Here is a 25,632-nt window from a genome sequence, read left to right as displayed (position 1 = left end):
CCGTTACAGGGCGTTCAAGACCTGCTTGACCAGGGCCTCGCGCAGCGCCGCCAATTCGCCGCTCGCCTCCATCTGGGCGATGACCTTGCCGACCTCGGGCACCAGGTCGCGATGGCGTTCATGCAGATAATGGTAGATGTGGATGCGCTCGAGCGGCGGCGAGAGCGGGTGGATCCTGGCCTGCAGATTGAGTTTGCGCACCGCGGCGAGCCCGCTGAAGAGGTCGGTGACCATCACGTCGAAACGATCAGCATCGAGCATCCTGACCATGTTGTCGAGGCCAGTGGTCGCGGTGACGCGGGCCATGCCGCGCGTGCCGGCCTCCGAGGAGCCAACGCCGCGGACGATGCCGATGCTGTAGTCCCTGATCGAATCCCAGCCGGCGACGTCGAACCGGAGTTTCGTCGCAAACACCGCAGGCTCGATATAGTTGATCGCCGGCGTGACCTGGACCAGCGTCGGGTAGTCGCGCGAGAGCGTTCCGATGCGCTGGATCTCGCCGTCGACCGCGCCGGCGCTCGACAGCGCGAGCGCGCGCTTGCCGGGGACGTCCTCGAACTCCAGCCTGATGTTCAGCCTGGCGTAAACGGCCCGCAGCATCTCGCCGCCGACATATTGATCGGGGATGTCGGCGATGCGCGCCAGGCGGATGACTTCCTGCGCCGGCGATGGGCTGCTTGCAAGCAGTGACAGGCAGGCGACGATAATCCGCCACATGACGCGCCTCCTCGTTGCCCGATGCTACCGCTGGGTTCCGATGTCCGCCCGATCTACGGAGACCGGTCCTGCGCGTGGCCATAGCGGTCACTCCCCGCCCGAGGTGCAGGCGACTTCCGGACTTTCACCGATGTCATTCTACCACGCGAAGTGATAGCTTGCGCGACAATCCTGCTGCCGGACGCAAGATATGACCCCGCCGACCTCGAGCCGCCCAGGGGTTGACAGGAAATCGGCCGACGGGATCGCATCGCGGGAAGGGGAAGTCTCGACGATCGAAATGCTCGAGGCTGCGACCGCTCGGCCGCAGCGTGCCGCCATTTCCGGGGATGTGGTGCATGGCCAAGGCTGGTGACGAGGACTCCAATCGCGGCCGCGCAGTTGCACCGGCGGCTGCGAAGCAGGATTTGATCGGCACCGCGCTCGCGCCTTCGATGTTCGCCGCGCTGCTGTCCCGGCTCTTCAACTGGTCGCGCAGCGGCGTCGGGCCGCGCCTGCTCGCCGCCGTGCTGCTGTTCTCTTCGGTCGTGACGCTGACGCTGACCGCGCTCCAGCTCTATCTCGATTACGATCGCGAGGTCGGCCTCATCGAGACCAGGCTCGACGAGATCGGCCGCAGCACCACCGGCAGTCTCGGCGAGAGCCTGTGGAATCTCGACCAGAACCAGCTCAAGCTCCAGCTCGACGGTATCTTGCGGCTGCCCGACATCCGCGCCGTCGAGGTGCGCGAGATTGCCGACCGTCCCAATCCGATCCGTCTCGCCATCGGCGAGCCGAGCACCCGCTCGGTCGTGACGCGCGACTATCCGCTGAACACCATCGTGCAGGGGACCGCACGCAAGATCGGCGTGCTCCACGTCGAGGCGACGCTGACCGACGTCTACCAGCATCTGCTGAACCGCGCGCTGGTGATCCTGGCAAGCCAGGCGGCCAAGACGTTCCTCGTCTCGCTGTTCATCATCTACATGTTCCATCTGCTGGTGACGCGGCATCTGGTCGCCATCGCCGACTTCGTCAGCAAATACAGCCTGGCGCGCCCGCCGCCGCCTTTGCGCCTGGAGCGCCGGCCGCCCTACGATGCCGACGAGCTGGACAAGGTGATCGACGCCTTCAACGCCATGTGCGCGAACCTCCAGCGGGCCTATGGCGAGCTGCGCGAGGCCAATGCAAATCTCGAGCGCGACCTCAAGGTCCGCCAGCGCGCCGAAGAGGACGCGCGTGCGAGTGAAGAGCGTTTCCGCGACTATGCCGAGACCGCGTCCGACTGGTTCTGGGAGACCGGACCGGACCATCGGTTCACCTACATATCCGACCGGGCCGGCGTCTTTGGCATGGACAACAAGGCGCTGATCGGCAAGCGCCGCACCGATGCCGCGTCCGGCAGCGACGCCGAGCCCGAGAAATGGCGCGCGCACATGGCGATGCTGGACCGCCACGAGCCGTTCCGGAAGTTCGTATATCGCGGCCGCGACATCACCGGGCGGATGCATCATTTCAGCGTCAACGGCCAGCCGATCTTCGCCGCCGACGGAAGCTTCATGGGTTATCGCGGCTCCGCGACCGACCTCACCGAGCAGCACGAGACCGAGGAGCGGCTGCGCCAGTCGCAGAAGATGGATGCGATCGGCCAGCTCACCGGCGGCGTCGCGCACGACTTCAACAACGTGCTCACGGTCATCACCGGCACCATCGAGATCATCCAGGAGGGGCTTGCGGACAAGCCTGAATTCGCCGCGATCGCGCAGCTGATCGACGATGCGGCCGCGCGCGGCGCGGAGATCACCTCGCAGCTCCTGACCTTCGCGCGCCGCCAGCCGCTGGAGCCGCGCGAGATCGACGTCAACGCCCTCGTGATCGAGACCGCGAAGCTGCTGAGGCCGATCCTCGGCGCCCATATCGAGATCGTGACCCGGCTCGCCGACGACGCCTGGTCCGCGATGGCCGATCCATCGCAGCTCTCCTCCGCGATCGTCAACCTCGCCGTCAACGCGCGCGACGCGATGCCGGGCGGCGGCAAGCTCACGATCGAGACCGCGAACTGCGAGCTCGATGACACTGACGCTGCTGGCGACGGCGATGCGATGCGCGGCGCCTTCGTGATGGTCGCGGTCACCGACACCGGCCACGGCATCCCCGCCGACATCCGCGAGCACGTGTTCGAGCCGTTCTTCACCACCAAGGGCGTCGGCCGCGGCACCGGCCTCGGGCTCAGCATGGTCTACGGCTTTGCCAAGCAGACCGGCGGCACCGTCGTCGTCGAGAGCGAGGAGGGGCGCGGCACGGTGATGCGGCTGTTCCTGCCGCGGTCGAAGGGCGAGGCGCCGGCCAGGACCGCGCCGGTCCAGGCGCTCGACACGGCACGCGGACACGAAACGATCCTCGTGGTCGAGGACGATCCGCTGGTGCAGGGCTATGTCATCGCCCGGCTCGGCAGCCTCGGCTATCGCACGCTGGTGGCCGGCGACGGCGCGTCCGCACTGGCGCTGGTCGACCAGGGCGCCAAATTCGACCTGCTGTTCACGGATATCATCATGCCCGGCGGCATGAACGGACGGGAATTGGCCGGCGCGGTCCGGCTCCGGCGGCCGGGAGCAAGGGTGCTCTATACCTCCGGCTACACCGACGACGCTATCGTCCACGAAGGCCATCTCGATCCCGGCGTGGCGCTGCTCAGGAAGCCCTACCGGAAGTCGGAGCTGTCGCAGAAGATTCGCGAGGTGCTTGCGGGCGAGCCGCCGGCCTGAGCGGCGCTCCCCGACGAAAAGGCGCGGCGGGGAAGCCCCGTCGCGCCCGATTTCTTGCTCGCTGGTCCAGGGCTGAGAGCGCCCCGATGCCAAGCCCTTATCTAGAACTTAGCGGGCGATCCCAGCGAGGTGACAGCGCTTGGTAAAAGACACTGGATCACCTCCTTTCGTTGGTTTCGGAAGATTTCAATATAGGGGGCATTGCTGCCGCTGTTAAGGGGCGGCGGCTCCGGAGGAACCGGGCGCGATTCGCGAGGGCTCAGGACGCGCCGAAAAGCGACCTCCTGAACAGTTGAGACCGCCGCCCGGCCGTGTTAGGGAGCCCGTAACGCGGGTGTAGCTCAATGGTAGAGCAGCAGCCTTCCAAGCTGAATACGAGGGTTCGATTCCCTTCACCCGCTCCAACATTTTCAACGGCTTAGCGTGTCGAAGACTTTTCATCGCGACACCTCGCGCTTCGCCAATGTGCGCGTCTTACTTCGCCTCGTCGTCGTCTTGCAGATAGGCCGCAACCGCTTGCGTCGACGACCATCGCAGACATAATCGATGACATGGACCTGGCTCAGGCTCTTCGCTGGTTGAGGTATCGAAGAGCGAGCCTGATGAAATTGTGCACCACCATCGACGTCTCGTCCTCCCTGAACACCAGAAACACATCGGCCGTGGGCGGTGAGGGCCTGATCGGGCGGAACACGATGTCGGTCGTCGTGAACCGCCCAATCGACTGCGGCACGAGTGCCACGCCGAAACCTGCGGCGATCAGGCTTGGGATCGACTGGGCGTCGACGACTTGCTGGGATACCTTCGGGAGAAAGCCGGCGTCGACACAGCACTTCTGAACGTACCGCGCGAACTCGGAGCTGTTCGGATCCAGGACGACGTGATCCTCGGAGGCCAGGTCACCGAGGGCGATGCGCTTGCGTTGCGCCAGCCGATGGGTGCGGGGCACTGCGAGAACGACCTCTTCGCGCCATGCCAGCTTGCTGGTCAAATCGCGTTCGGCGGGGACACCGCGAATGAGACAGATGTTGGTGGTACGGCTGAGGAGCGCCGCGATCTGGAACGCCGGCGCCTGCTCATGCACCGTCATCTTCACCAGCGGTGCAACCTTCCGGTAGGCCGCGAGCAGCTCTGCGAGGCGACCGCGCAGGATGGAGCCGGTCGCTCCGACATCCAGCGTTCCGATCAGGCCAGCGCCTATCGACCGAACCTCGTCTTCGGCGACTTTGACCTGTTGCAGGATCGCGCGCCCCCGCACCAGCATGGATTCACCGGCCTGCGTCAGCTCGACCCTGCGGCTGGTCCTGTAGAGGAGCTGGGTCCCGAGCTCGGCCTCGAGCGCCTGGATATGTTGGCTGAGCGGCGGCTGCGAGAGGTTCAGCCGCCGGGCGGCGAGGGTGAAGCTGCGCTCTTCGGCAACCGCGATGAAGTACCTGAGCTGGCGCAGATCCATAGCGAAACCCTATCAATCGTGTCGTTCTATATATTGGACTTGGTCGCGGGGCTGGTCAACGAATGACCGATGGAGACTTCTCGCGCAATGCGGCGACCGAACGGCTCCATCCGCGGCGATTTCACGTCACCGCCAACGACAAGAATGGCGAAGGCTCAGGCCGACCAAGCCAGACCAAAGGAAGCCCAGCGAGCGAGGAAAGCCATGCCCAGGATTTTCAAGTCACTCTTCTTCCAAGTGGTCGTTGCCCTGGCGGCGGGCATTGCTCTCGGCATGGCCTATCCGGACACCGCGTTGCAGATGAAGCCCCTGGGTGACGGCTTCATTAAGCTCATCAAGATGCTGGTGCCCGTCATCGTGTTCTGCGTCGTGGTGCAGGGAATATCGGCGGCCGGCGACCTCTCGAAGGTTGGAAGGGTCGGCATTCGCTCGCTTCTCTATTTCGAGATCGTCACCACCATCGCCTTGGTGTTCGGCATTGCGCTTGCTTACTATTTCCAGCCCGGCGCCGGAATGAACATCGACCCAAGGACTCTGGACGCCAAGGCGCTCAGCGGGTTCAGCCAGACCGCGGCTCAGGTCGCCGGCGGGGGCGTCTCCGAATTCCTCATGAAGCTCATCCCGTCGACGATCGTCGGAGCCTTCAGCACTGGCGACGTCTTGCAGGTCCTGATCGTCTCGATCATGTTCGGTTGCGCCATGTCGTTGTGCGGCGAGCGCGCCAAGCCGGTCATCGAATTCGTCGAGCGGGTGAACGAGATCATCTTCAAGATGATGAATTTCGTCGTCCGACTCGCCCCGCTCGGAGTCTTCGGTGCGATCGCGTTCACCGTCGGCAAGTACGGCATCGGTTCGCTCAAGCAGCTTGGGGGGCTCGTTGCCCTGTTCTATCTGGCGGTGTTCTTCTTCGTGATCGTCGTGCTCGGAGCGATCATGCGGCTCTCGGGATTCAGCCTGTTCAAGCTGCTCGTCTATTTGCGTGAAGAGCTGATGATCGTTCTTGGCACGGCCGCAGGCGACAGCGTGCTCCCGCAGACCATGCGCAAGCTCGAACAGCTCGGGATCAAGCGCTCGACGGTCGGTCTGGTCATTCCGACAGGGTACTCGTTCAATCTGGATGCCTTCTCGATCTACCTAACCTTGGCGGCGGTCTTCATTGCACAAGCGACGAACACGCCGCTCGCCACGGGCGATCTCCTGGCGATCCTCGGCGTCGCGCTGCTCACCTCCAAGGGGGCTCATGGCGTCCCGGGATCGGCCATTGTCGTCCTCGCGGCGACGCTGGCTGCCATTCCGGCCATCCCGGCGATAGGGCTGGTGCTCATCTTGTCGGTGGACTGGTTCATCGGCATCGCCCGCGCGCTCGGCAATTATGTCGGCAACTGCGTTGCCACGGTCGTCGTCGCCTCGTGGGAGGGCGACCTCGATCGCGCGAAGGCGCAGCGCATCCTCGATGGCGAGATCGTTCCTTCCAGCGAGTCTCTGCAGATCGATCCGGCCGGCGCGACCGCTCCCGTCGCGGGCCTGCAGACGAGTTGAAGGCAGAGGCGTTTGGTTGAGATGACGACACTCCCGATTGAGCCCTTGACGCGGCAGGCATTCGCTCCGTTTGGCGAAGTCGTCGAAACGGAAGGGTTGACGCCCCTGTCGATCAATCAGGGATATGCGGCGCGCTACAACGGACTCGCCAATATCGATGTCGGCGCGGAAGGCGGACAGATCAACATCAGCTGGTTTGTCGCCTCCGCGCGGCCCACGCCGATCGCCATCCGCCTGATGGAGCGCCATCCGCTTGGAAGCCAGCTGTTCATGCCCTTGAGCGGAGGAAACTGGCTGGTCGTCGTTTGCACGGATCCGCGCACGCCATCGAGCTATCGGGCGTTTGCGGCCAATGGCAAGCAAGGCGTGAATTATGCCCGAAACTGCTGGCACCACCCGCTTCTGGTTCTCGAGGACGCAAGCTCGTTCCTCGTCGTCGATCGAAAGGGTGGTGGTGACAATCTCGAAGAATATCGGCTGGACGAGAACATGCAACTCGATCTCGGCAGAGCCGCAAGTTGACCCCCGATAACGTCCACGAGGCTTGGTGATGTCATCGCAAACCTATCACGTCCCGCAGGGCGGCCTTCCGCCCCAGACGGATATTCTGAGTGGCCGGGCGGTCTTTACGAACGCCTACGCCGTTATTCCCAACGGCGTGCAGCGCGATATCGTCGTCAGCCACCTGCCGCACTGGGACGACACGCGGCTCTGGGTGCTGGCGCGACCGCTCTCCGGATTCGCCGAGACGTTTTCGCATTATCTCATGGACATGGCGCCGGGTGGAGGAAGTGAAATTCCCGAGCCGGACAAGGACGCCGAAGGGGCGTTGTTCGTTGTGGGTGGCAGATTGGTCGTCAAATTGGCGGACAGGGAACACGAGCTCAGGCCCGGCGGCTTCGCCTATCTGCCACCTGGCTGCGCCTGGAGCGTTCGTAACCGCGGCCAGAGCCCGGCGCAGCTTCACTGGATCCGCAAGCTGTATCAGCGCGTGCCGGGTTTGGCCCAGCCCGAGGTGATCGTGACCAATGCAGACTCCTTGGAATCAGTATCGATGCCGGGCACTGAGGGGAGGTGGGCTACCACGCGCTTCATCGATCCGGCCGATATGCGACACGACATGCACATCAATATCGTCACGTTCGAACCGGGTGCGACGATCCCCTTTGCAGAGACGCACGTCATGGAGCACGGATTATATGTGCTCGAGGGCAAGGCCGTCTACCGTCTCAATCGGGACTGGGTCGAGGTCGAGGCCGGGGACTATATGTGGCTGCGCGCCTTCTGTCCGCAAGCGTGCTACGCAGGAGGCCCGGGTCGGTTTCGCTATCTCCTTTACAAGGACGTCAACCGGCACATGAATTTGCGGCAGGGACCTCCGCTGATCTGAGCCCGAGCGGCGTTGATTCCGGGCAAATCGACTTCTTCGGGCAAGTCGGCCTCGGGCATGCCCCGACGATTCGGGCTGGGCCGCAGACGTTCAGTTGGTGCGGCAGGCCGACCCGCGGATCCGTCCGTGCCATCGAGCGGTTGCAGGAACCATCACTCCGCGCGTGAGTTGGCCGGTCGGGCAGGCCGAAAGTCACGAGGTCCACCGTGCAAGACGACATGCGCGTGCGCACCACCGCGCAGATCGCGGGTCATCCCATTCATCCGATGCTGGTGCCGATACCGATCGCATCCTTTGTCGGGGCGCTCTTGACCGACATCGCCTATGTCGCCAGCGCCGAGATCATGTGGGCGGATTTTTCCGCCTGGCTTCTGCTCGTCGGCGTTGTCTTTGGCGTGCTAGCGGCGATCGCGGGCCTGATTGATTTCCTCGGCAACCGCCTGGTGCGGGCGCAGACGCCGGCCTGGCCGCATCTGATCGGCAATGCCGTGGCGCTGATCCTGGCCATCGTCAACTTGCTGATCCACACCCGCGATGCCTGGACCTCGGTGTGGCCGACGGGGCTCGTACTTTCGGTGATCACCGTGCTGATCCTGCCCGTCACCGGCTGGCTTGGTTGGGCCATGGTCTATCGCCACGGCGTAGGAGTTGCGCGATGACGTTCTCGATCGGCCGCGCGCTGCTGTGCGCCTCACTGCTGCTCTTGGCTGCTTGCGACGACGGCAGCGGCGACCCCAAGGCGCAAATCGGCGCCAACCCTGAACTGCCCGACATCAAGCAATATCTGCTGCCGCCGGTCCACATCGCGCGCATCGTCGGCTGGAAGAAGGACGAGACGCCGACTGTGGCTGAGGGCCTGCAGGTCAAGGCTTTCGCGACCGGCCTGCAGCATCCGCGTTTCATCTACGTGCTGCCCAACGGTGACGTGCTGGTGGCGGAATCCAAGGCGCCGAAGGGGGCCGGGATCAAGCGGCCCAAGGAGATCGTCATGGGCTATATCGAGTCCTGGGCGACCTCGGGCGGCAATGACACCGGGCCGGGCAACCGCATCACGCTGCTGCGCGACAGCAATGGCGACGGCGTGCCGGATACCCAAAGCGTCTTTCTCGATCATCTCAACTCGCCGTTTGGCATCGCTCTGGTCGGCAATGACCTCTACGTCGCCAACGCCGATGCCATCGTCAGATATCCCTACACGGAAGGCGACACGAAGATCACCGCGCCGGGCACGGTGCTGACGCCGCTGCCGGGCGGGCCGATCAATCATCACTGGACCAAGAGCCTGGTCGCGAGCCCCGACGGCTCGAAACTCTATGCCGGTGTCGGCTCCAACAGCAACATCACCGAGAACGGCATGGAGGCCGAGCACAACCGCGCGGCGATCCTCGAGGTGGATCGTGCCACCGGCCGGTGGCGCGTGTTCGCAAGCGGCCTGCGCAATCCGAACGGGCTCAGCTTCGAGCCGCAGACCGGCGCGTTGTGGACGGTGGTGAACGAGCGCGACGAACTCGGTCCCGATCTCGTTCCTGACTACATGACCTCGGTGAAGGACGGCGGCTTCTACGGCTGGCCCTACAGCTATTACGGCCAGCATGTCGATCCCCGCGTTAAGCCGCAGCGGCCGGATCTGGTCGCCAAGGCGATCGTGCCGGATTATGCCTTGAGCTCGCATGTCGCTCCGCTCGGAATGGTCTTCAACACCGGCTCCAGCCTGCCGGCCGCCTATCGTGGTGGCGCCTTCGTCGGCGAGCATGGCAGCTGGAACAGGCAGGTGCTCAACGGCTACAAGGTCGTGTTCGTGCCGTTCAAGGATGGCAAGCCGAGCGGACCGGCGCAGGACGTCGTGACCGGCTTCCTCAACAGCGACAACAAGGCGCGCGGCCGGCCCGTCGGCGTCGCCATCGACAAATCAGGCGCCTTGCTGGTCGCAGACGACAGCGGCAACACGGTGTGGCGCGTCACCGCCGCGCATCCGCAGCTGACGCAACGATAGGCCCGCCGGCGCGTTATCGGACAGACGGTGAAAGCCAAATTCTGAAACTCTAGCCAGGAGTTGGACAATGGGCCTTGCTCAATATGCCATCGTGCCGGTGCAGGACGAATGGGGCGTGCTGCACGACGGCGACGTCAAGAATACATACGCCACCAAGGAGGCTGCATTCGAATCGGCGGTCGCCGCCGCATCCCTCGCGCTTCGTGAGGGACATGAAGTCCAGGTCAGCGTGCCCGGACGCGAAGCCGGTGGCAACGCGCTCGGCGTCTAGAGCCGAACACGAAGCAGCATTCGAGAAGGAGGCCGCGATGACAAAGCCGCGTGAGCCGAACGGCGTCGAGCCTTCCCGTTCCGAGGACGACATCCAGCGCGAACAGCTGGGTCCCCGCGGCGTGCCCGGTGCGCCTGATCCGGCCAAGATGACGCCGCAGCGCGAGAAGAAGACGCCGAAGCACGTCGATCCCGGCCACACCGCGTGAGGCGGCTTGGCGGCCTAACATGATCAGACGATCAACCGTCCGCGCCGCGCGGCAATCCCGATCGTGACCTCGGCACCCGCGTTGAAGTCGAGGCGGTCGGCTTCGACGCCGTCGCTGAAGATGACGCCGTTTTCCGCCATCAGCGAGCGGATGCGCAATTGATCCGCGGAAGCGAGCCGGCCGCAGATGAGATTGGTCTGCGAATGGCGGCTCGGGAAGGGTTCGCGCACCGCGAAGCGCAGCTCCGGCGCGTCCCAGGGCAGGGCCTCGTAACCGGTCAGCGGGGGAGGCTGCCCAACAAGGCTTCCGGCGATGGCCAGCGAGCCGGTGACGATGCTCTTGAACCAGGCGGTCGATCCGAGCCCGGTCGAGACGATCAGTCCGCTCGAAGATTGCCGTTCCGTCGCCCCGCCGGTCGCAAGCTCGTAGATCGCGGAGACATGCGTGCGGGCGCCGATGAACAAATCGTTGACGGCGTAGAGCACCTGGCCGTCGTTGAGCCGTGCTTCCGCCATCGTCACCGCCTGGCTGCTGCGCTTCTCAGTGGCGACCTCCGGCAGGAGTTTTGCGAGGTCGCACGGCGCAAACGGCAGGAGGATGCCGTCGTGGCGCGCGGGATCCGGATTGAGCCCGATCAGCGGATGGTCGTCGAGATATTTCATCGTGTTGGCGACGACGCCGTCCTGGCCGAGCGCGACCACGATGTCATCAGGCCCGAAGAGGAAGTTCGGCAGGAAGCCGCGGTCGATGACCTGATAGCGGCCCCATTGCTCCAGCACTTGCAGCGTCGTGTGACGCTGCGCCCGGTAGATCTCGTGCTCGCACTCATAGTCGGAGAAGTCGGCGCCGGGATGCTCGACATAAAAGCGCGCCTGCGCCGCCGTCAGGTGGCGCGCGATCAGGTCCTCCAGCCTGGTCTTGCGCGTCACCAGCACCACCTTGCGGTCATTGGCGGCGGGCATTGGCGGCCTCCTTCGGCTTCTCCATCAATTGGCTGAGCAGATCCGGCGAGACGTTGAGCTGGCCGATCTTCTCGGCCTTCTCGGCAATGCCGGAGAAGGCTTGCGCGATCAGCTGACCCGGCTGCATGCCGGCGGCGGCAAGCGCCTGGATCACGCGGGTGTCGACGCCCTCGAAGATCTTCATCAGCGCACCGACGCGGTAGGCCTCGGCGTCGGCCAGCGTCCTGGTGTTCTCGGCGTTGAGGCCGACGAAATCCTTGCGCTTGCCTTCCAGCACGATGTCCGCGGCCATGCCGGCCTCGCGCAGCTCATTGCGCTTTGCTGCAACGCTCGCCTCGGCATCCATCTGGGTCTCGCGAATTGACCGCTTCTTCTGCTCGACCGCGATCTCGGTGTCGAGTTCGCTCTCGCGAATGGCGCGCTCCTGCTCGACGGCGAAGTTGCGCCGGGCGAAGATGGCTTCGTCTGCGTTCTTCAGGATCGCCTCGCGCGCTTGTGCCTCCAGCGCCTTTGCGGTGTCCGGCGTCGGCTTGATGCCGCGGATCGACACGCCGAGGATTTCGAGACCGAGAGCGGCGATGTCGGCGCGCGCCCTCAATCCGCCCGCGATGATGTCGGCGATGCGATCGGACGCCTGCAATGCGTCCCTCAGCGTCAGCTCCTTCACCGCTTGCTGGGCGAGGACCTCGACCGTGCCGAGAATGCGCTCCGGCAGCTTCTCCGGATCATCGCTCGCATAGGTCTTGCCGTCAGCCTTCAGGGTGAAGTCGAGCATCGATGCCGCCTTCTTCGGGTCGCTGACGCGATAAGTCACCTGACCCTGCACGGTCAGCGTCTGAAAGTCGCGCGCGGTTTGCTCGAAGATGAACGAGGCGTCGCGGCTGCCGATCGGCACCGCGACCAGCATGGTCACCGGCGCGTAATAGAGCGCGGAAAGACCAGCACCCTCGGCGACGATCGCGCCGGCGCGATACTTCATCAGATAGGTGGTGGGCTGGGCCTTGATGAACCTGACGCCGAACATGTATTTCTCCAACGGCTGCAATAAGTGTGTCTGAGCAACTAAGTAAGTTGGACTGTACAACTAACTATGCTACTGTCAAGACCGAACAGGGGAGATTGGCGATGGCAGGTGAGGGGCGGAGCAAGGACCTTGGCAAGGGCCTTGGAAAGTCAGGAGAATTGGACTTTCCGCGCCCCCTGACCACGGTCGATGTCGTGATCTTTACGATCCTCGACGACAGCCTTCAGGTGCTGCTGATGCAGCGCCCGGCCGGCGAGGGCGAGCCGTTTCCGCTCAGCTTGGCGCTGCCGGGCGGCTTCGTGGACGTCACGAAGGACCGCGACCTCGCGGCTTGCGCAGCCCGCAAGCTGAGGGAGAAGACCGGGGTCACCAGCCCTTATCTGGAGCAACTCGGAAGCTGGGGAAGCGCGACGCGCGATCCGCGCGGCTGGTCGGCGACGCACGCCTATTTCGCGCTGATCCCGGCGGAAGCAGGCGTGCTGGCGAACGATGCGCGGTGGTTTCCGATTCGAGGCGGAAGGCTCAAGGACAAGCTCGCCTTCGATCACGGCGACATCCTGGCAACCGCAATCCAGCGCCTGCGCAACAAGGTGGAGTACACCTCACTGCCGGCCTATCTGATGCCGCCGGAATTCACCCTGCCGGATCTGCAGCGCGTCTATGAGATCGTGCTCGACCGCCCGCTCGAGAAAAGCGCCTTCCGCACCCGGATCCTGTCGGCTGACATGATCGAGCCGGTCGCAAAGATGCGGCGCGGCCCGAACCGTCCAGCTCAGCTTTATCGCCTCAGGAAGGGCCGGGATCCCGTGTATTTCGTGCGCACTTTCAATCCGCCGGAATGAATTCCGCGGCGGCATGCCGAGCCGTCGGTCAGCGTGCAGGACGGCCGGCTCCGGCCCTTTAGCCCTGATAACATCATGTTAGGTTTATCGCATAACTGGGTAATTGTGTTAGCCCGGCGAAAGCCTACTGTCGTCCTCACTCAAGACACCGACCGGCAGTGCCAAGCGCTCGCGGAGCTCCGCAGAGCGCCCGGGGATTGCTGTCCAATTGTCCAGCGAAGCCCGCCAACGGGACGCCAACAAACGAACAGATCGGGAGGAACTTTTGTGATGGGTACCACGCGCGCGATCCACGACATGAGTCAGTCCAGGAAGGCTGCTGCCAGCGGCTGGATCGGGTCGGCTCTCGAATATTATGACTTCTTCATCTACGCGACCGCTGCGTCGCTGATCTTCCCGCAAATCTTCTTCCCGTCGGACAATCCCACGGTCGCGATCGTCGCATCGTTGGCGACCTATGGCGTTGGGTATGTGGCCCGGCCGATCGGCGCCTTCGTGCTCGGACATTGGGGCGACACCCATGGCCGCAAGACCGTCCTCATCGTCTGCATGTTCCTGATGGGCATCTCGACCATGGCCGTGGGGATCCTGCCGACCTATCAGCAGGTCGGCATCCTGGCGCCGATCCTGCTCGTCATGCTGCGCCTCGTGCAGGGATTTGCCGTTGCCGGCGAAATCTCCGGCGCAAGCTCGATGATTCTGGAGCATGCGCCGTTCGGTCGACGCGGCTTCTATGCAAGCTTCGCCCTTCAGGGCGTACAGGCTGGACAAATTCTCGCAGCCGCGGTCTTCCTGCCGCTGGCGGCCTATATGCCGACCGACGCCTTCAACAGCTGGGGCTGGCGGATTCCCTTCCTGCTCAGCTTCTTCGTCATCGTCGCGGGCTACATCATTCGCCGCGAAGTCGACGAGACCCCCGCCTTTGCGCGAGAGGGCGAGCGGGGAGAAACGCCGCGGGCGCCCATCGTTCAGGCCATCAAGCTGAACTGGCCCGACATGCTCAGGGTCATCTGCATGGCGCTGATGAATGTCATTCCGGTTGTTGCGACCATCTTCGGTGCGGCCTACGCGGTGCAGCCGGCCTACGGCATCGGCTTTGCCAAGGACGTCTATCTGTGGATCCCGGTCCTCGGAAACATGCTGGCCGTGTTCGTCATTCCCTTCGTCGGCAATCTCTCCGACAAGGTCGGGCGCAAGCCTCCGATCGTCGTGGGCGCGCTGCTCTCCGGCTTGCTCGCCTTCGGCTATCTCTATGCCATCAGCATTAGGAACGTGCCGCTGGCGATCCTGCTGTCGCTCCTGATGTGGGGCGTCGTCTATCAGGGCTATAACGCGATCTTCCCGAGCTTTTACCCGGAGCTGTTTCCGACCCGCACACGGGTGTCGGCGATGGCGATCTCGCAGAACATCGGAACGACCATCACCGCGTTGCTTCCAGCCCTGTTCGCCATCGTAGCGCCTCCCGGCTCGGCCAACATTCCCTTGACGGTGGGCGCGATCGCCTTCGGCATCACGGTGATCGCGGCGCTGGCGGCCGTCTCGGCCCGGGAGACCTATCGGATCAGCATCGATGATCTCGGCAATCCCAAGGCCGTTCCGATCGCCCGAGCCGACTATGAGCGGCAGCGGGCGGAAGCGGCGAGCGGTGTGGCCGCAGTTCAGACCTGACGCGGACGCGAGGAAGCCTTGCCGCTGCGACAATTGATGTTTGCGGCGGCAGGGCTCCGTGCGCTATGTCAGGCCTGATCGAACTTGGTGCGCGTGAGCGCGATCATCATGAGGTTGCAGGATGAACCCCGTCGTCGTTGCTGTCGCTATCACCGGCTCCGTTCCGCGCAAGAAGGACAATCCGGCGGTGCCGATTCTGCCGTCCGAACAGATCGAGTCGACGCAGGAGGCCTTCGAGGCCGGCGCCACGCTTGCCCACATCCACGTTCGCAACGATGACGAGACGCCGTCGTCCGATCCCGAACGTTTCGCGAAGGTAGCGGAGGGGATCAGGAAGCATTGTCCTGGCATGATCGTCCAGTTCTCGACCGGCGGGCGGGGCCGCGATCCCTCGGCGCGTGGATCGTCGCTCTATCTGAAGCCGGACATGGCCTCGCTGTCCACGGGATCGGTGAACTTCCCGACGATCGTTTATGAGAACAGCGCCGCCCTGGTCGAGACCCTCGCCACCGGCATGCAGACGAATGGCGTCCGGCCGGAGATCGAGATCTTCGATCTTTCTCATATCCATGGTGCCCGCCGCCTGATCGAGGCGGGGCTGATGGACACACGCCCGCACGTGCAATTCGTCATGGGTGTCAAGAACGCGATGCCCGCCGACGAGCATGTCCTCGACATCCTGCTGGCAGAGCTCAGGCGGCTGATCCCGCATGCGACCTGGACCGCGGCCGGGATCGGACGTCACCAGGCCGAGGTCATGGGCTGGGCGCTGGCGCGGGGCGCCGACGCGGTTCGGACCGGGCTCGAGGACAATATCAGGATCGACAAGACGCGCCTCGCCGCCAGCAATGCGGAGCTCGTGACCATCGCCTGCCAGGCTGTCACGCGCCACGGTCGCCGCGTTGCGACCGCCGCCGAGGCGCGATCCCTGCTTGGGATCGCGCGGTAGGGGATACTGCCTCCTCCTGACATGCTCCGGGCTGCCTTCTGCCATTCGGCGGCCGGCGTTCCCGCACGCTGAGTCTCCGGCTAAGAGAGGTGTCACAGGCGTGATCGGCGCCTGCCGGGCAGGCAACGGTTGGAATGCGGTTCTTGAAATCTGACAGCAGGCTCATCGGGGTCCTGCTGGTGCTCGCGATCACCCAGCTTGTTGGCTGGGGTACAATAGGCCTTCCCGCCATCGTCGGGCGCGATCTCGCTGCCGATCTCGGCATGAGCCTGCCGGCGGTGTTCGCGGGGACATCCGTTCTCTACGTCTCGATGGGGCTGTGCGCGCCGTGGCTCGCCAAATCGTTTGCGCGGCATGGCGCGCGGACCGTCATGATGGTCGGCACGGTCGTCACCGCGCCGGGCTTCGTGCTGCTGTCTCTCGCGCATGAGCCGATGCTCTATTTCGCCGCCTGGATCGTCCTCGGCATCGCCGGCAGCGCCACGCTGTCGACCGGCGCCTATATTATGCTGAACGAGATCGCGGGGCGGCAGGCCAAGAACGCCATCGGGGCCTTGATGCTGGTGACGGGCCTGTCCAGCAGCATCTTCTGGCCGACGACCTCGTTTCTCAGCGGGCACCTCGGCTGGCGCGGGACGTGCCTGGTTTACGCGGCCATGCTGATCCTCGTGTCACTTCCGCTCTATGCGTTCGTGGCGCCGCGCCGGAGACTTGTGAAGGACGATGGCGGCACGCCGGCCAAGTCTGCCGATGTGCCTGCGATTCCGAGGAGCACGTTCGGCCTCGTCGTCGCCGCGATCACGCTCAACGCCTTCGTCAATTTCGGCATCAGCGCCATCATGATCGAGCTGTTGCGGGCGGAGGGGCTGGCGCCGGCGCAGGCGCTCCTCTTCGGCTCGATGCTGGGCGTGATCCAGGTCAGCGCCCGCGGACTCGATCTCCTCGGCGGCGGGCGATGGGACGGGATCACGACCGGGCTCGTCGCGGGCACCGCGCTGCCCGTCGCGATGCTGCTGCTGATGCTGAGCGAAGGCGCGACCTGGGCGGTCGCGGTCTTCATCCTGCTCTATGGCGCCGGCAGCGGCGCGATGGCGGTGGCGCGGGCCACCATCCCGCTCGTGTTCTACGACCAGGCCGAGTTCGCCAAGGCGATGTCGATGATCGCGCTGCCGCTCAATCTGGCGTCCGCGATCTCGCCGCCGCTCCTCGTTGGCCTGCTCACCGAATTCGGCAGCCGCGGCGCGCTCGGTCTCACCTTCGTCTGCTCCTGCGCGACGGTGTTGATCCTGGTCCTGCTCGGCCGGCGGCGGCCGCGGGTGGTGGCGGCGGCCGCGACCTGAGCCGATCAGGCAATATTCGCGGCGCGGAAAGTTGCGGACAGGAATTGGCGTGCTACCGGAGCTGCGGATAGCCGCATGCCGCCAGTGCAGTGCTCAAGGCGCCAAAATAGTGTATCCGCTGGGGAGCGCGGCCCGCTTGGAGCCGCCGCGCCAAAATCAGCTCTAAGATTCAGTTCCCCGGAGGAAATCGACATGTCGGCCCTGCCGCTTTCAGGCATCAAGATCCTTGACCTCACGCGCGTGCTTGCCGGGCCTTTGTCGGCCCAGATGCTGGGCGATCTCGGCGCCGAGGTGATCAAGATCGAGCGGCCGGGCACCGGCGACGACGCGCGCGCCTTCGGCCCGCCCTATCTCAGCGACCCCGAAGGGAAGGCCAACAACAACAATTCCTTCTATCTCTGCGCCAACCGCAACAAGAAGTCGGTCACCGTCAACATCGCCAAGCCTGAGGGGCAGGCGATCATCCGCGAGCTCGCCAAGGACGTCGACGTCTTCATGGAGAACTACAAGGTCGGCGATCTCAAGCGCTACGGCCTCGACTACGAGACGATCAAGGCGATCAACCCCGGCATCATCTATTGCTCGGTGACCGGCTTCGGCCAGACCGGACCGTATGCGCCGCGCGCCGGCTATGACGCCATCCTGCAGGCGATGGGCGGCCTGATGAGCGTCACCGGTCATATCGACGGCGAGCCCGGCGAGGGCCCGATGAAGGTCGGCCCGTCGATCGTCGACTACATGACCGGCATGAACACCTCGATCGGGATTCTCTCGGCGCTCTACCATCGTGACGTCAATAACGGGCAGGGCCAGCATATCGACGTCTGCCTGTTCGACACCGTCATTGCGTCGCTGTCGCACTGGCTGCAGATCTACCTCGTCAACGGCAAGACGCCGCCGCGCCGCGGCACTTGGGGCAATGGCGGCATGCCGGCCGGCGTGTTCCGCTGCACCGATGGCGAACTGATGCTGGTGGTCGGCAATGACGGCCAGTTCCGGAAAACCTGCGCCGTGCTCGGCGAGCCGGAGCTTGCGAGCGACCCGCGCTTCCTTAAGAACAACGACCGCGTCGTGCACGGCAAGGAGATCATGGCGATCTTCGCCGGCCTGTTCCTGAAGCAGCCGGTGGCCCACTGGCTGGAGAAGCTGGAGGAGGCCGGCGTGCCCTCGGGTCCGATCAACAATTTCGAGCAGGTGTTTTCCGATCCGCACGTCCAGTCGCGCGGCATGCGGGTGAAGACCGAGCACAAGTTCGAACCGGAGCTCTCGCTGATCCGCAACGCGCTGACTCTTTCGGGCACCCCCATCACCGAATATCGCGCGCCGCCGCTGTTAGGGGAGCACACGCAGGAGGTCCTCGGCGGCAAGCTCGGCTATGATGCGGGCAAAATCGAGACGCTGAAGCAGCAGGGGATCATCTAAGCTAGCGGAGCGGCGCGCGTTCTTACCCTCTTCCCTCGTGGGAGAGGGTGGTTCGCAGCAAAGCGGCGGCCGCAGAGGACGCGCGCGCGATGCTCGGGCTTGCCTGAAGCTTGCGCGCCATCCCCAGATAGTTCCGGTCCGTAGTCTCACAGGCTTCCGTTCCGTGCCAGACTCTGTTTCGATCTCTCCACTAATGTCGGGAGGGAAATGGATGTCCTACACGATCGGGTTCCAGGCCAAGGACCAGAAGGCAATTCTGGCGACCGAGGCGGCCACCGCCAATCAGGCCGTCGCCATCGTTGCCGCACTGCGGCAGAGTGCCGAGGAGATCAAGTTCATCCGCTCGCCGCAGGAAGGCGAGATGGGCATCGAGATGCTGCTGCTGCTCGCCAAGGAAGAGGCCGAGGAGATGCCGCAGCGGGCCTGAACCCGTCGCGACAACCACACTTCGATTAGAAGCGAAGCATGCCGGCTGCAGGATAATGTAGTCAGCCGTCGGTCTCGCTTGAACTGAAGGTGGCTGCATGAAACGCGAAGCGCTCCGCGTCGAACCGATCTCGACCTTTCTCGACCGCCGCAACGCGCCGGTCTCGCCGGTGACGCGCGCCGGCAACATGATCTTCGTCGCCGGCCTGCCGCCGTTCGACCCGGAGACGGGCGAGATCGCGCAAATGCCGATCGAGCGGCAGAGCGAGATCATCATGGCGCAGATGAAGCTGTGCCTCCAGGTGGCCGGCGCCTCGCTCGACAACGTCATGAAGTGCAACGTCTACTGCACCTCGACGAAACATTTCGCCGCGTTCAACGCCATCTATGCGCGCTATTTCCCTGATGATCCGCCGGCGCGGATCTTCGTCTGCACGCCGGAATGGTTCGGCCCCTTCGACGTCGAGATCGACTGCATCGCGATGATGTGAGGGACTACCGCGCCGCCACCCTCGCCGGCGCCTTCGTCTCGGCCTTTCCCGCCGTCAGCGCCATCGTCGCCACGCTGACGACGCGCGCGACGACGTCCCCGACGTCGTCGAGGTCGCATTTGCCTTCCGACAGTTTTGTCAGCCTTTCGCTCTCGCGGATGGTGTGGTGCGCCATGGCGAGCGCGAAGTTGAGGCCCCAGTAGATATCGACGTCGCTGCGGTCGGGCAGGGCGCGGCGCATCGCGCCTGCGAATTTGCGCAAATGGTCGATCTCGCGGTTCTTGATGCGGCGGATCGGCGGCACGGATTCGATCGAGGCGCGGATCATGAAGCGCGCTGCGGTCGAGCGCTGGTTCTCAGGCCCGAGGCAGCCGCGCAGCGTCGGCCCGACCAGCGCGTGCAAGATCACCTCGATCGGCGCACGGCCGCCGCCTTGCTCTTCCGCCGCCTTCAATTCGCGCAGGCGCTCGCGGTTGGTGGCGATCGAGCGGGTGACGAATAATTCCGCGATCAGCTCGTCCTTCGAGCCGAAATGATAGTTCACCGCGGCGAGGTTGACACCCGCCTCCGCGACGATGTCGCGCAGCGTCACGTCGCCGAAGCCGCGATCGGCGTAGAGCCGTTCGGCGGCGGCGAGAATGGCAGATCTCGTATGATCGCTGGCCATGACCTTCATCCCGTCATTCCGGGGCTCGCGAAGCGAGAACCCGGAATCTCGCCCCACATTTCGAGATTCCGGGTTCAGCCCTGCAGGCCGCCCCGGAATGACGTCGTGAGCGAGGGAGTTGCAATTCAAACAGTTGTATGAAACTATCGTTTGAAGGCCGGAGATGTCAATCGCAATCGGGACTCGTTCGCAACTTGCGGAGCCGGTTCCGAAGCGTCCGCAAGCTGCGCGCTTGCGGGCTGCGCGCAGCGGGAGGACAGTCCGGCGCAAAACAGGCTCGCGAAGCAAACAGCTTCGCAGAAGAGAGACGAGGAGCGTCCCATGGATTTCGATCTGTCGCCCAAGCAGAAGGAATGGCTCGACCGCGTGCGGTCCTTCATGGCCAAGCACGTGCGCCCGGCGGTGCCGATCTATGATCAGCAGGATCATGCCGGCGAGCGCTGGAAGGTGATCCCGATCCTGGAGGACCTCAAGAAGAAGGCGAAGGCCGAAGGCCTCTGGAACATGTTCATGCCGCCGTCCGAGCATGAGGACGACGAATTCCGCGGCGCGGGACTGACCAATCTGGAATACGCACTGCTCTCGGAAGAGATGGGCCGCATCACCTGGGCCTCGGAAGTGTTCAACTGTTCCGCGCCCGATACCGGCAACATGGAAGTGTTCATCCGCTACGGCTCCAAGGAGCAGAAGCGCAAATGGCTGCGTCCGCTGATGGACGGCGAGATCCGCTCCGCCTTCCTGATGACGGAACCTGCGGTGGCCTCGTCGGATGCGACCAACATCGAGACCCGCATCGAGAAGGATGGTGATCATTACGTCATCAATGGCCGCAAATGGTGGTCGTCCGGCGTCGGCGATCCCCGCTGCAAGATCGCGATCCTGATGGGCAAGACCGATTTCAAGGCGGCCAAGCATCAGCAGCAGTCGCAGATCCTGGTTCCGCTCGACACCCCTGGCATCAAGGTCGAGAAGATGCTGCCGGTGTTCGGCTTCGACGACGCGCCGCACGGCCACGCCCAGGTGTTGCTGGAGAACGTCAGGGTGCCGAAGGAGAACATCCTGCTCGGCGAAGGCCGTGGCTTCGAGATCGCGCAGGGCCGGCTCGGCCCGGGCCGCATCCATCACTGCATGCGCACCATCGGCAAGGCCGAGGAGGCGCTGGAGAAGATGGTGAAGCGCCTGTCCTCGCGCAGCGCCTTCGGCAAGAAGATCGTCGAGCACTCTGTGTGGGAGCAGCGCATCGGCGATGCCCGCACCAACATCGAGATGACGCGCCTGCTCTGCCTCAAGGCTGCCGACATGATGGACAAGGTCGGCAACAAGACCGCGCAGGCCGAGATCGCCATGATCAAGGTCGCAGCGCCCAACATGGCGCTGAAGATCATCGACGAGGCGATCCAAGCTTTCGGCGGCGCCGGTGTCTCGGACGAGGCGGGCCTTGCCAAGGACTACGCTCACATCCGCACGCTCCGTCTCGCCGACGGTCCGGACGAGGTGCATAATCGCGCCATTGCCAGGCTCGAGGTTCGGAAGTATGCAAATTCTCCAAATCATTGAGAGGGAGGGCCGGGAGGCGCTCTCGATCTGAAGAAACGACAGGGCATGATGCGGTGACCGCTTGACGCAAGTGCGTCAGCGGTTACCGATTAGGATCATGCTCGACCTGAAATGGTCAGGACTGAAGAGGGGAGCGTCATCGTGGCTGACGGCGTCAGGAAAGACGAAGAGTTCTCGGGCACCAAGCCGGTCGAGGAGCGTCATCGCTTCGACGAGATGCGGCTCGAGGCCTGGATGCGCGACAACGTCGAAGGCTATCAGGGGCCGCTGGTCGTGCTCCAGTTCAAGGGCGGCCAGTCCAATCCGACCTATCGGCTGAACACGCCGAACCGTTCCTACGTGATGCGCCGAAAACCGTTCGGCAAATTGCTGCCGTCGGCGCATGCGGTCGATCGCGAATATCGCGTGATCGCGGCGCTCGGCAAGCAGGGTTTCCCGGTCGCGCACGCCTATGCGCTGTGCCAGGACGACAGCGTCATCGGCGCGGCCTTCTACATCATGTCGATGGAGGAGGGCCGGGTGTTCTGGGATCCGACGCTGCCGAGCCAGGATGGCGATGCGCGGCGCAAGATCTTCACCAGCAAGATCGAGACGCTGGCGAAGCTCCACATGTATGATCCTGTTGCGATCGGGCTCGGCGAGTTCGGCAAGCCCGGCAATTATTTCGCGCGTCAGATCGACCGCTGGACCAAGCAATATCGCGCGTCGGAAACGCAGCACATTCCCGAGTTCGAGAAGGTCGCCGAATGGCTGCCCAAGACCGTGCCGGAGCAGGCGCGCGTCTCGATCGTCCATGGCGACTATCGCCTCGACAACATGATTTTCCACGCGACGGAACCGCGCGTGCAGGCCGTGCTGGACTGGGAGTTGTCGACTCTCGGCGATCCCATGGCCGACTTCACCTACCTGTTGATGCAGTGGATCATGCCGGGCCTGCAGGGCGCCGACCTCAAGGCGCTCAACATTCCGAGCGTGGAAGAGGCCGCGCAGATCTATTGCAACGTCACCAAGATGACGGTGCCTGATCTCAACTGGTACTTCGCCTACAATCTGTTCCGTCTCGCCGGCATCACGCAAGGCATCGCCGGCCGCGTCCGCGACGGCACCGCCGCCAACGCCAAGGCGCTCGAATCCGCCAAACGCACCGTGCCGCTGTCGCAGGCCTCATGGGAATACGCGCAGAAGGCGGGCGCGGTGTAGGAATGACGAAGGCGCGGCCGCTGTGGCCGCGCTTTTTTGTTTGTGGCGCGTCGCCGTCTCCAAACGCGCGGTGTCATTGCCCGCGAGGCGGGCAATCCAGTATTCCAGAGACGCTAGTGTTTGAACCGAGAAGCCGCGTTAATCCGCCCGGGGAGATCCGTGCATGATCGACCACACCACCCTGATCACCTACATCCTCATCGTGCTCGGCTTCGTGTTCATTCCAGGTCCGGCGACGTTGCTCACGATGGCTCGGGCGGCAAGCTCGGGAACGAAGGTCGGCATTGCGACAGGAGCGGGGATCGCGGCCGGTGACTTGATCCACACCGCGATGGCGATCGTTGGGTTGTCGGCGATCATCGCGACATCTGCGCTGATGTTCAGCATCGTCAAATATGCCGGCGCGGCGTTCCTGATCTATCTCGGCATTCGCGCCATGCTCGACAAGGCGCCGATCGAGTTGAACGGCGCCGCGCCCGCGATTGGCGCGGGCCGTGCCTTCCGGCAGGCCGTGCTCACCGAAGTGCTGAATCCCAAGACCGCGCTGTTCTTCCTGGCATTCCTGCCCCAATTCGTGAAGCCGGAGCACGGCGCGGCGGCACTTCAGCTTGCCACTCTCGGTGTCGTCTTCGTGCTGCTCGGCCTGCTCAGCACCATCGTGTTCGCGGTTGGTGCGGGCCGTCTCGGCAATGTCTTGCGTCGCCATCCGGCCGTCTTGAGATGGCAGGGCAAGGTGGTTGGAATTATCTACTGCGCCGTCGGCGTGCGACTGGCATTGCAGGATCGCTGAGCTAGCGGAGGCACCATAGCCCGGGTGAGCGAAGCGATATCCCCGGATAGCGGCCCCGCATGTGGTTTGGCTCATGCGGGCCATGGGAGGCCGCCGCGCGCGCCGTCATTGCGAGCGCAGCGAAGCAATCCAGACTGTTTCCGCGGTGGGATTCTCGATTGCTTCGTCGCAAGGGCTCCTCGCAATGACGAGGAGGCGGGAAACGAGACCCGCAATTCGCGCCCTACGCTTTCAATTCTTCGCACAATGCGCGATCAGTCTCTCCACAAACCCCGCGCATTTCTCCAACTCCGCCATCTCCACGAACTCATCAGGCGTGTGCGCCTGCGCGATCGAGCCGGGGCCGATCACCACCGAGGGGATATCGGCCATGCTGGCAAACAAACTCGCTTCGGTGCCGAAGGCGACCTTGGCGTGGTCGTTGCGCCCTGCAAGGCTCTTGGCCAGCGTGACGATGGCGGCGTCGGCGGCGGTGTCGAGCGCGGGGTAGTCGAGGATCTCCTCGAAATCGATGCCGCACTCCGGATGCTGCTTCTTCATCGCGGGCTCGAGCTCGGCCTTTGCCCATGCGATGATCGCATCCGTCACCTCCCTGGACTCGGTGATGCCGATGCCGCGGCATTCGAAATCCACCGTGCAGGTATCGGGCACGATGTTCAGCGCGGCGCCGCCGTGCACGATGCTGGTGAGCAGCGTCGAATGCGGAACGTCGTAGAGGCTGTCGGTCGCTCGCACGGCTGCGAGCGCCACGGCGCGGCGGCGGATCTCGACGATCAGCTCGGCGGCGTATTCGATCGCGTTGACGCCGTCGGGTGCAATCGAGGAATGGCGGGCGAGCCCGCGAAACGTCGCGCTCACGCCGTGCTTGCCCTTGTGCCCGATGATGACCTTCATCTCGGTCGGCTCGCCGATGAAGGCGCCGAGCGGTGTGATCCGTTTTTTCGCGACCTCGCCGAGCATCGGCCGCACGCCGACGCAGCCGATCTCCTCGTCATAGGAGATCGCCAGATGAATCGGTGTTGTGAGCTTGGCCTCCAGCATCTCCGGCACCATGGCAAGGCACACTGCGACAAAACCCTTCATGTCGGTGGTGCCGCGGCCGTAGAGCTTGCCGTCGCGCTCGATCAGGCTGAAGGGATCGTGGCTCCAGTCCTGGCCCACGACAGGCACGACGTCGGTATGGCCTGACAGCACGAAACCGGGGCGATCTTCAGGGCCGATCGTGACCCACAGCGAGGCCTTCTGCCCGGTCGCGTCGGTGATGCGCTCGCCCTTGACGCTGAACGCGGCGAGGTAGCTCTCGATATGGGCAATCAGGGGCAGGTTGGTGCGGTCACTGACGGTGTCGAAGCCGACGAGGTCGGCGAGGAGTTTGCGGATACGGTCGGGTCTTGAGCTTGGCATTGTCTCGTTCTGTCAGGGAGTAGGGAAGCCGAAGTGCTTGCAGGAACCATACCAACGCGGTGGCTGATTGCGCAAATCAACATAGGCCCGTAGCCCGGATGGAGCGCAGCGTAATCCGGGTGTCCTGTCACGAAGCACGAAGGCCCCAGATTACGCTGCGCTTCATCCGGGCTACAAGGCCACAATCCCTTGCGTTGCCCGTCAGGCAAAACACGCCAGCAATGGGTCAACGCACCGCGGCGAAAATATTCCACTTTATCGAAATTCGGAAATGACGTATGTGTCGCGGCAACCCGGCCCAAGGAAGAGGGGCGTATCGCGATCGTCACGAACGCGGGCCGGGCGGCGGTGGACGCAGGTGACATCGGCGCGAAGAGCTTTCGCAGGGCGGAGAGCCGTGAGCGAAAGTATCGCGCACACGACCGGTGTGATCGGCGTACGGCAAAATCGTGTCGTCCTGGCGCCCGGGGTCTGTGCGCCAAGTCTTGCGGTGATGGGTGTCGTCCAACCGGACGCATCCGTCAGCCATCCGCAAGGCGACGGGGGCAATAGTGCAACGCTCCCCGGGGAGAGCA

The 25,632-nt window shown here is 64.2% G+C and carries 24 protein-coding genes and 1 tRNA gene; 19 read left to right on the top strand and 6 right to left on the bottom strand.

Features of this window, described 5'->3' with window-relative positions; genetic code table 11:
• Window positions 1-3 precede the first annotated feature (3 nt).
• Window positions 4-717, bottom strand: coding sequence for a substrate-binding periplasmic protein (locus RAD04_RS30905; protein WP_461626823.1), 714 nt, complete (start codon window positions 715-717; stop codon window positions 4-6).
• Between the two features lie 338 nt (window positions 718-1,055).
• On the opposite strand from RAD04_RS30905, the gene RAD04_RS30900 reads away from it, so the two are divergent.
• Both RAD04_RS30900 and RAD04_RS30895 read left to right on the top strand, forming a co-directional pair.
• Window positions 1,056-3,461: an ATP-binding protein gene (locus RAD04_RS30900; RefSeq protein ID WP_461626822.1), complete on the top strand. Its 2,406-nt coding sequence runs from the start codon at window positions 1,056-1,058 to the stop codon at window positions 3,459-3,461.
• Between the two features lie 330 nt (window positions 3,462-3,791).
• Window positions 3,792-3,865 (top strand) — tRNA-Gly (locus RAD04_RS30895).
• A 158-nt stretch (window positions 3,866-4,023) separates the two neighbouring features.
• Here the strand turns inward: RAD04_RS30895 and RAD04_RS30890 are convergent.
• Window positions 4,024-4,914: a LysR substrate-binding domain-containing protein gene (locus tag RAD04_RS30890; protein WP_461626821.1), complete on the bottom strand. Its 891-nt coding sequence runs from the start codon at window positions 4,912-4,914 to the stop codon at window positions 4,024-4,026.
• 204 nt (window positions 4,915-5,118) lie between these two features.
• On the opposite strand from RAD04_RS30890, the gene RAD04_RS30885 reads away from it, so the two are divergent.
• The 7 genes from RAD04_RS30885 to RAD04_RS30855 all read left to right on the top strand — a co-directional run bounded on the left by RAD04_RS30885 (window position 5,119) and on the right by RAD04_RS30855 (window position 10,315).
• Complete coding sequence (locus RAD04_RS30885; protein ID WP_461626820.1) at window positions 5,119-6,453, top strand: C4-dicarboxylate transporter DctA; 1,335 nt, start codon at window positions 5,119-5,121, stop codon at window positions 6,451-6,453.
• A 21-nt stretch (window positions 6,454-6,474) separates the two neighbouring features.
• Entirely contained in the window at window positions 6,475-6,975 is a 501-nt protein-coding gene (locus tag RAD04_RS30880; protein WP_461626927.1) for an ureidoglycolate lyase, read from the top strand.
• Between the two features lie 28 nt (window positions 6,976-7,003).
• Complete coding sequence (locus RAD04_RS30875; protein ID WP_461626819.1) at window positions 7,004-7,843, top strand: bifunctional allantoicase/(S)-ureidoglycine aminohydrolase; 840 nt, start codon at window positions 7,004-7,006, stop codon at window positions 7,841-7,843.
• Between the two features lie 218 nt (window positions 7,844-8,061).
• Window positions 8,062-8,502 carry a DUF2231 domain-containing protein gene (locus RAD04_RS30870; RefSeq protein ID WP_461626926.1) on the top strand — a complete coding sequence of 147 codons (441 nt, stop codon included), beginning with the start codon at window positions 8,062-8,064 and terminating at the stop codon, window positions 8,500-8,502.
• Complete coding sequence (locus tag RAD04_RS30865; RefSeq protein ID WP_461626818.1) at window positions 8,499-9,836, top strand: PQQ-dependent sugar dehydrogenase; 1,338 nt, start codon at window positions 8,499-8,501, stop codon at window positions 9,834-9,836. The genes RAD04_RS30870 and RAD04_RS30865 overlap by 4 nt, the downstream gene beginning before the upstream one ends.
• Before the next feature lie 67 nt (window positions 9,837-9,903).
• On the top strand, window positions 9,904-10,107 hold the full coding sequence (locus RAD04_RS30860) for a hypothetical protein (protein ID WP_091957567.1): 204 nt from the start codon (window positions 9,904-9,906) through the stop codon (window positions 10,105-10,107).
• Between the two features lie 37 nt (window positions 10,108-10,144).
• Entirely contained in the window at window positions 10,145-10,315 is a 171-nt protein-coding gene (locus tag RAD04_RS30855) for a hypothetical protein (RefSeq protein WP_192859617.1), read from the top strand.
• A 23-nt stretch (window positions 10,316-10,338) separates the two neighbouring features.
• Here RAD04_RS30855 and RAD04_RS30850 read toward each other — a convergent pair whose 3' ends face one another.
• Together RAD04_RS30850 and RAD04_RS30845 are read right to left on the bottom strand one after the other, a co-directional pair.
• Window positions 10,339-11,277 carry a diacylglycerol kinase catalytic domain-containing protein gene (locus RAD04_RS30850; RefSeq protein ID WP_461626817.1) on the bottom strand — a complete coding sequence of 313 codons (939 nt, stop codon included), beginning with the start codon at window positions 11,275-11,277 and terminating at the stop codon, window positions 10,339-10,341.
• On the bottom strand, window positions 11,261-12,301 hold the full coding sequence (locus tag RAD04_RS30845) for an SPFH domain-containing protein (RefSeq protein WP_183259022.1): 1,041 nt from the start codon (window positions 12,299-12,301) through the stop codon (window positions 11,261-11,263). Before RAD04_RS30845 ends, RAD04_RS30850 begins: the two co-directional genes overlap by 17 nt.
• A 101-nt stretch (window positions 12,302-12,402) precedes the next feature.
• On the opposite strand from RAD04_RS30845, the gene RAD04_RS30840 reads away from it, so the two are divergent.
• From RAD04_RS30840 to RAD04_RS30810, 7 genes are all read left to right on the top strand, one after another.
• Window positions 12,403-13,143 (top strand): NUDIX hydrolase, encoded by a 741-nt coding sequence (locus RAD04_RS30840; RefSeq protein ID WP_461626816.1) that lies wholly within the window; start codon window positions 12,403-12,405, stop codon window positions 13,141-13,143.
• A 270-nt stretch (window positions 13,144-13,413) separates the two neighbouring features.
• Window positions 13,414-14,811 carry an MFS transporter gene (locus tag RAD04_RS30835; protein ID WP_461626815.1) on the top strand — a complete coding sequence of 466 codons (1,398 nt, stop codon included), beginning with the start codon at window positions 13,414-13,416 and terminating at the stop codon, window positions 14,809-14,811.
• Between the two features lie 121 nt (window positions 14,812-14,932).
• A complete protein-coding gene (locus tag RAD04_RS30830) occupies window positions 14,933-15,760 on the top strand; it encodes a beta-keto acid cleavage family enzyme (RefSeq protein ID WP_461626814.1) in 828 nt (275 codons plus the stop codon).
• A 134-nt stretch (window positions 15,761-15,894) separates the two neighbouring features.
• Window positions 15,895-17,100 carry an MFS transporter gene (locus tag RAD04_RS30825; RefSeq protein ID WP_461626813.1) on the top strand — a complete coding sequence of 402 codons (1,206 nt, stop codon included), beginning with the start codon at window positions 15,895-15,897 and terminating at the stop codon, window positions 17,098-17,100.
• A gap of 192 nt (window positions 17,101-17,292) precedes the next feature.
• Entirely contained in the window at window positions 17,293-18,522 is a 1,230-nt protein-coding gene (locus RAD04_RS30820; RefSeq protein ID WP_461626812.1) for a CaiB/BaiF CoA transferase family protein, read from the top strand.
• A gap of 211 nt (window positions 18,523-18,733) precedes the next feature.
• The gene (locus tag RAD04_RS30815) at window positions 18,734-18,949 is read left to right on the top strand and encodes a hypothetical protein (protein WP_018322217.1); all 216 of its coding nucleotides are present in this window, start codon (window positions 18,734-18,736) and stop codon (window positions 18,947-18,949) included.
• Between the two features lie 97 nt (window positions 18,950-19,046).
• The gene (locus RAD04_RS30810) at window positions 19,047-19,439 is read left to right on the top strand and encodes a RidA family protein (RefSeq protein WP_461626811.1); all 393 of its coding nucleotides are present in this window, start codon (window positions 19,047-19,049) and stop codon (window positions 19,437-19,439) included.
• A gap of 4 nt (window positions 19,440-19,443) precedes the next feature.
• On the opposite strand, the gene RAD04_RS30805 is transcribed toward RAD04_RS30810, so the two are convergent.
• Window positions 19,444-20,106, bottom strand: a complete 663-nt coding sequence (locus RAD04_RS30805; protein ID WP_461626810.1) for a TetR/AcrR family transcriptional regulator — start codon at window positions 20,104-20,106, stop codon at window positions 19,444-19,446.
• 321 nt (window positions 20,107-20,427) lie between these two features.
• Here RAD04_RS30805 and RAD04_RS30800 point away from each other — a divergent pair, with 321 nt between their 5' ends.
• The 3 genes from RAD04_RS30800 to RAD04_RS30790 all read left to right on the top strand — a co-directional run bounded on the left by RAD04_RS30800 (window position 20,428) and on the right by RAD04_RS30790 (window position 23,653).
• Entirely contained in the window at window positions 20,428-21,663 is a 1,236-nt protein-coding gene (locus RAD04_RS30800) for an acyl-CoA dehydrogenase family protein (protein WP_461626809.1), read from the top strand.
• Between the two features lie 141 nt (window positions 21,664-21,804).
• Window positions 21,805-22,863, top strand: a complete 1,059-nt coding sequence (locus RAD04_RS30795) for a phosphotransferase family protein (protein ID WP_461626808.1) — start codon at window positions 21,805-21,807, stop codon at window positions 22,861-22,863.
• A 163-nt stretch (window positions 22,864-23,026) separates the two neighbouring features.
• Entirely contained in the window at window positions 23,027-23,653 is a 627-nt protein-coding gene (locus tag RAD04_RS30790; RefSeq protein ID WP_461626807.1) for a LysE family translocator, read from the top strand.
• 231 nt (window positions 23,654-23,884) lie between these two features.
• Here RAD04_RS30790 and argE read toward each other — a convergent pair whose 3' ends face one another.
• Entirely contained in the window at window positions 23,885-25,057 is a 1,173-nt protein-coding gene (argE, locus tag RAD04_RS30785; protein WP_461626806.1) for an acetylornithine deacetylase, read from the bottom strand.
• Between the last annotated feature and the right edge of the window lie 575 nt (window positions 25,058-25,632).

The sequence above is a fragment of the Bradyrhizobium sp. 25ACV genome (assembly GCF_054863005.1).
This window is presented reverse-complemented; position numbering and strand designations above follow the sequence as displayed.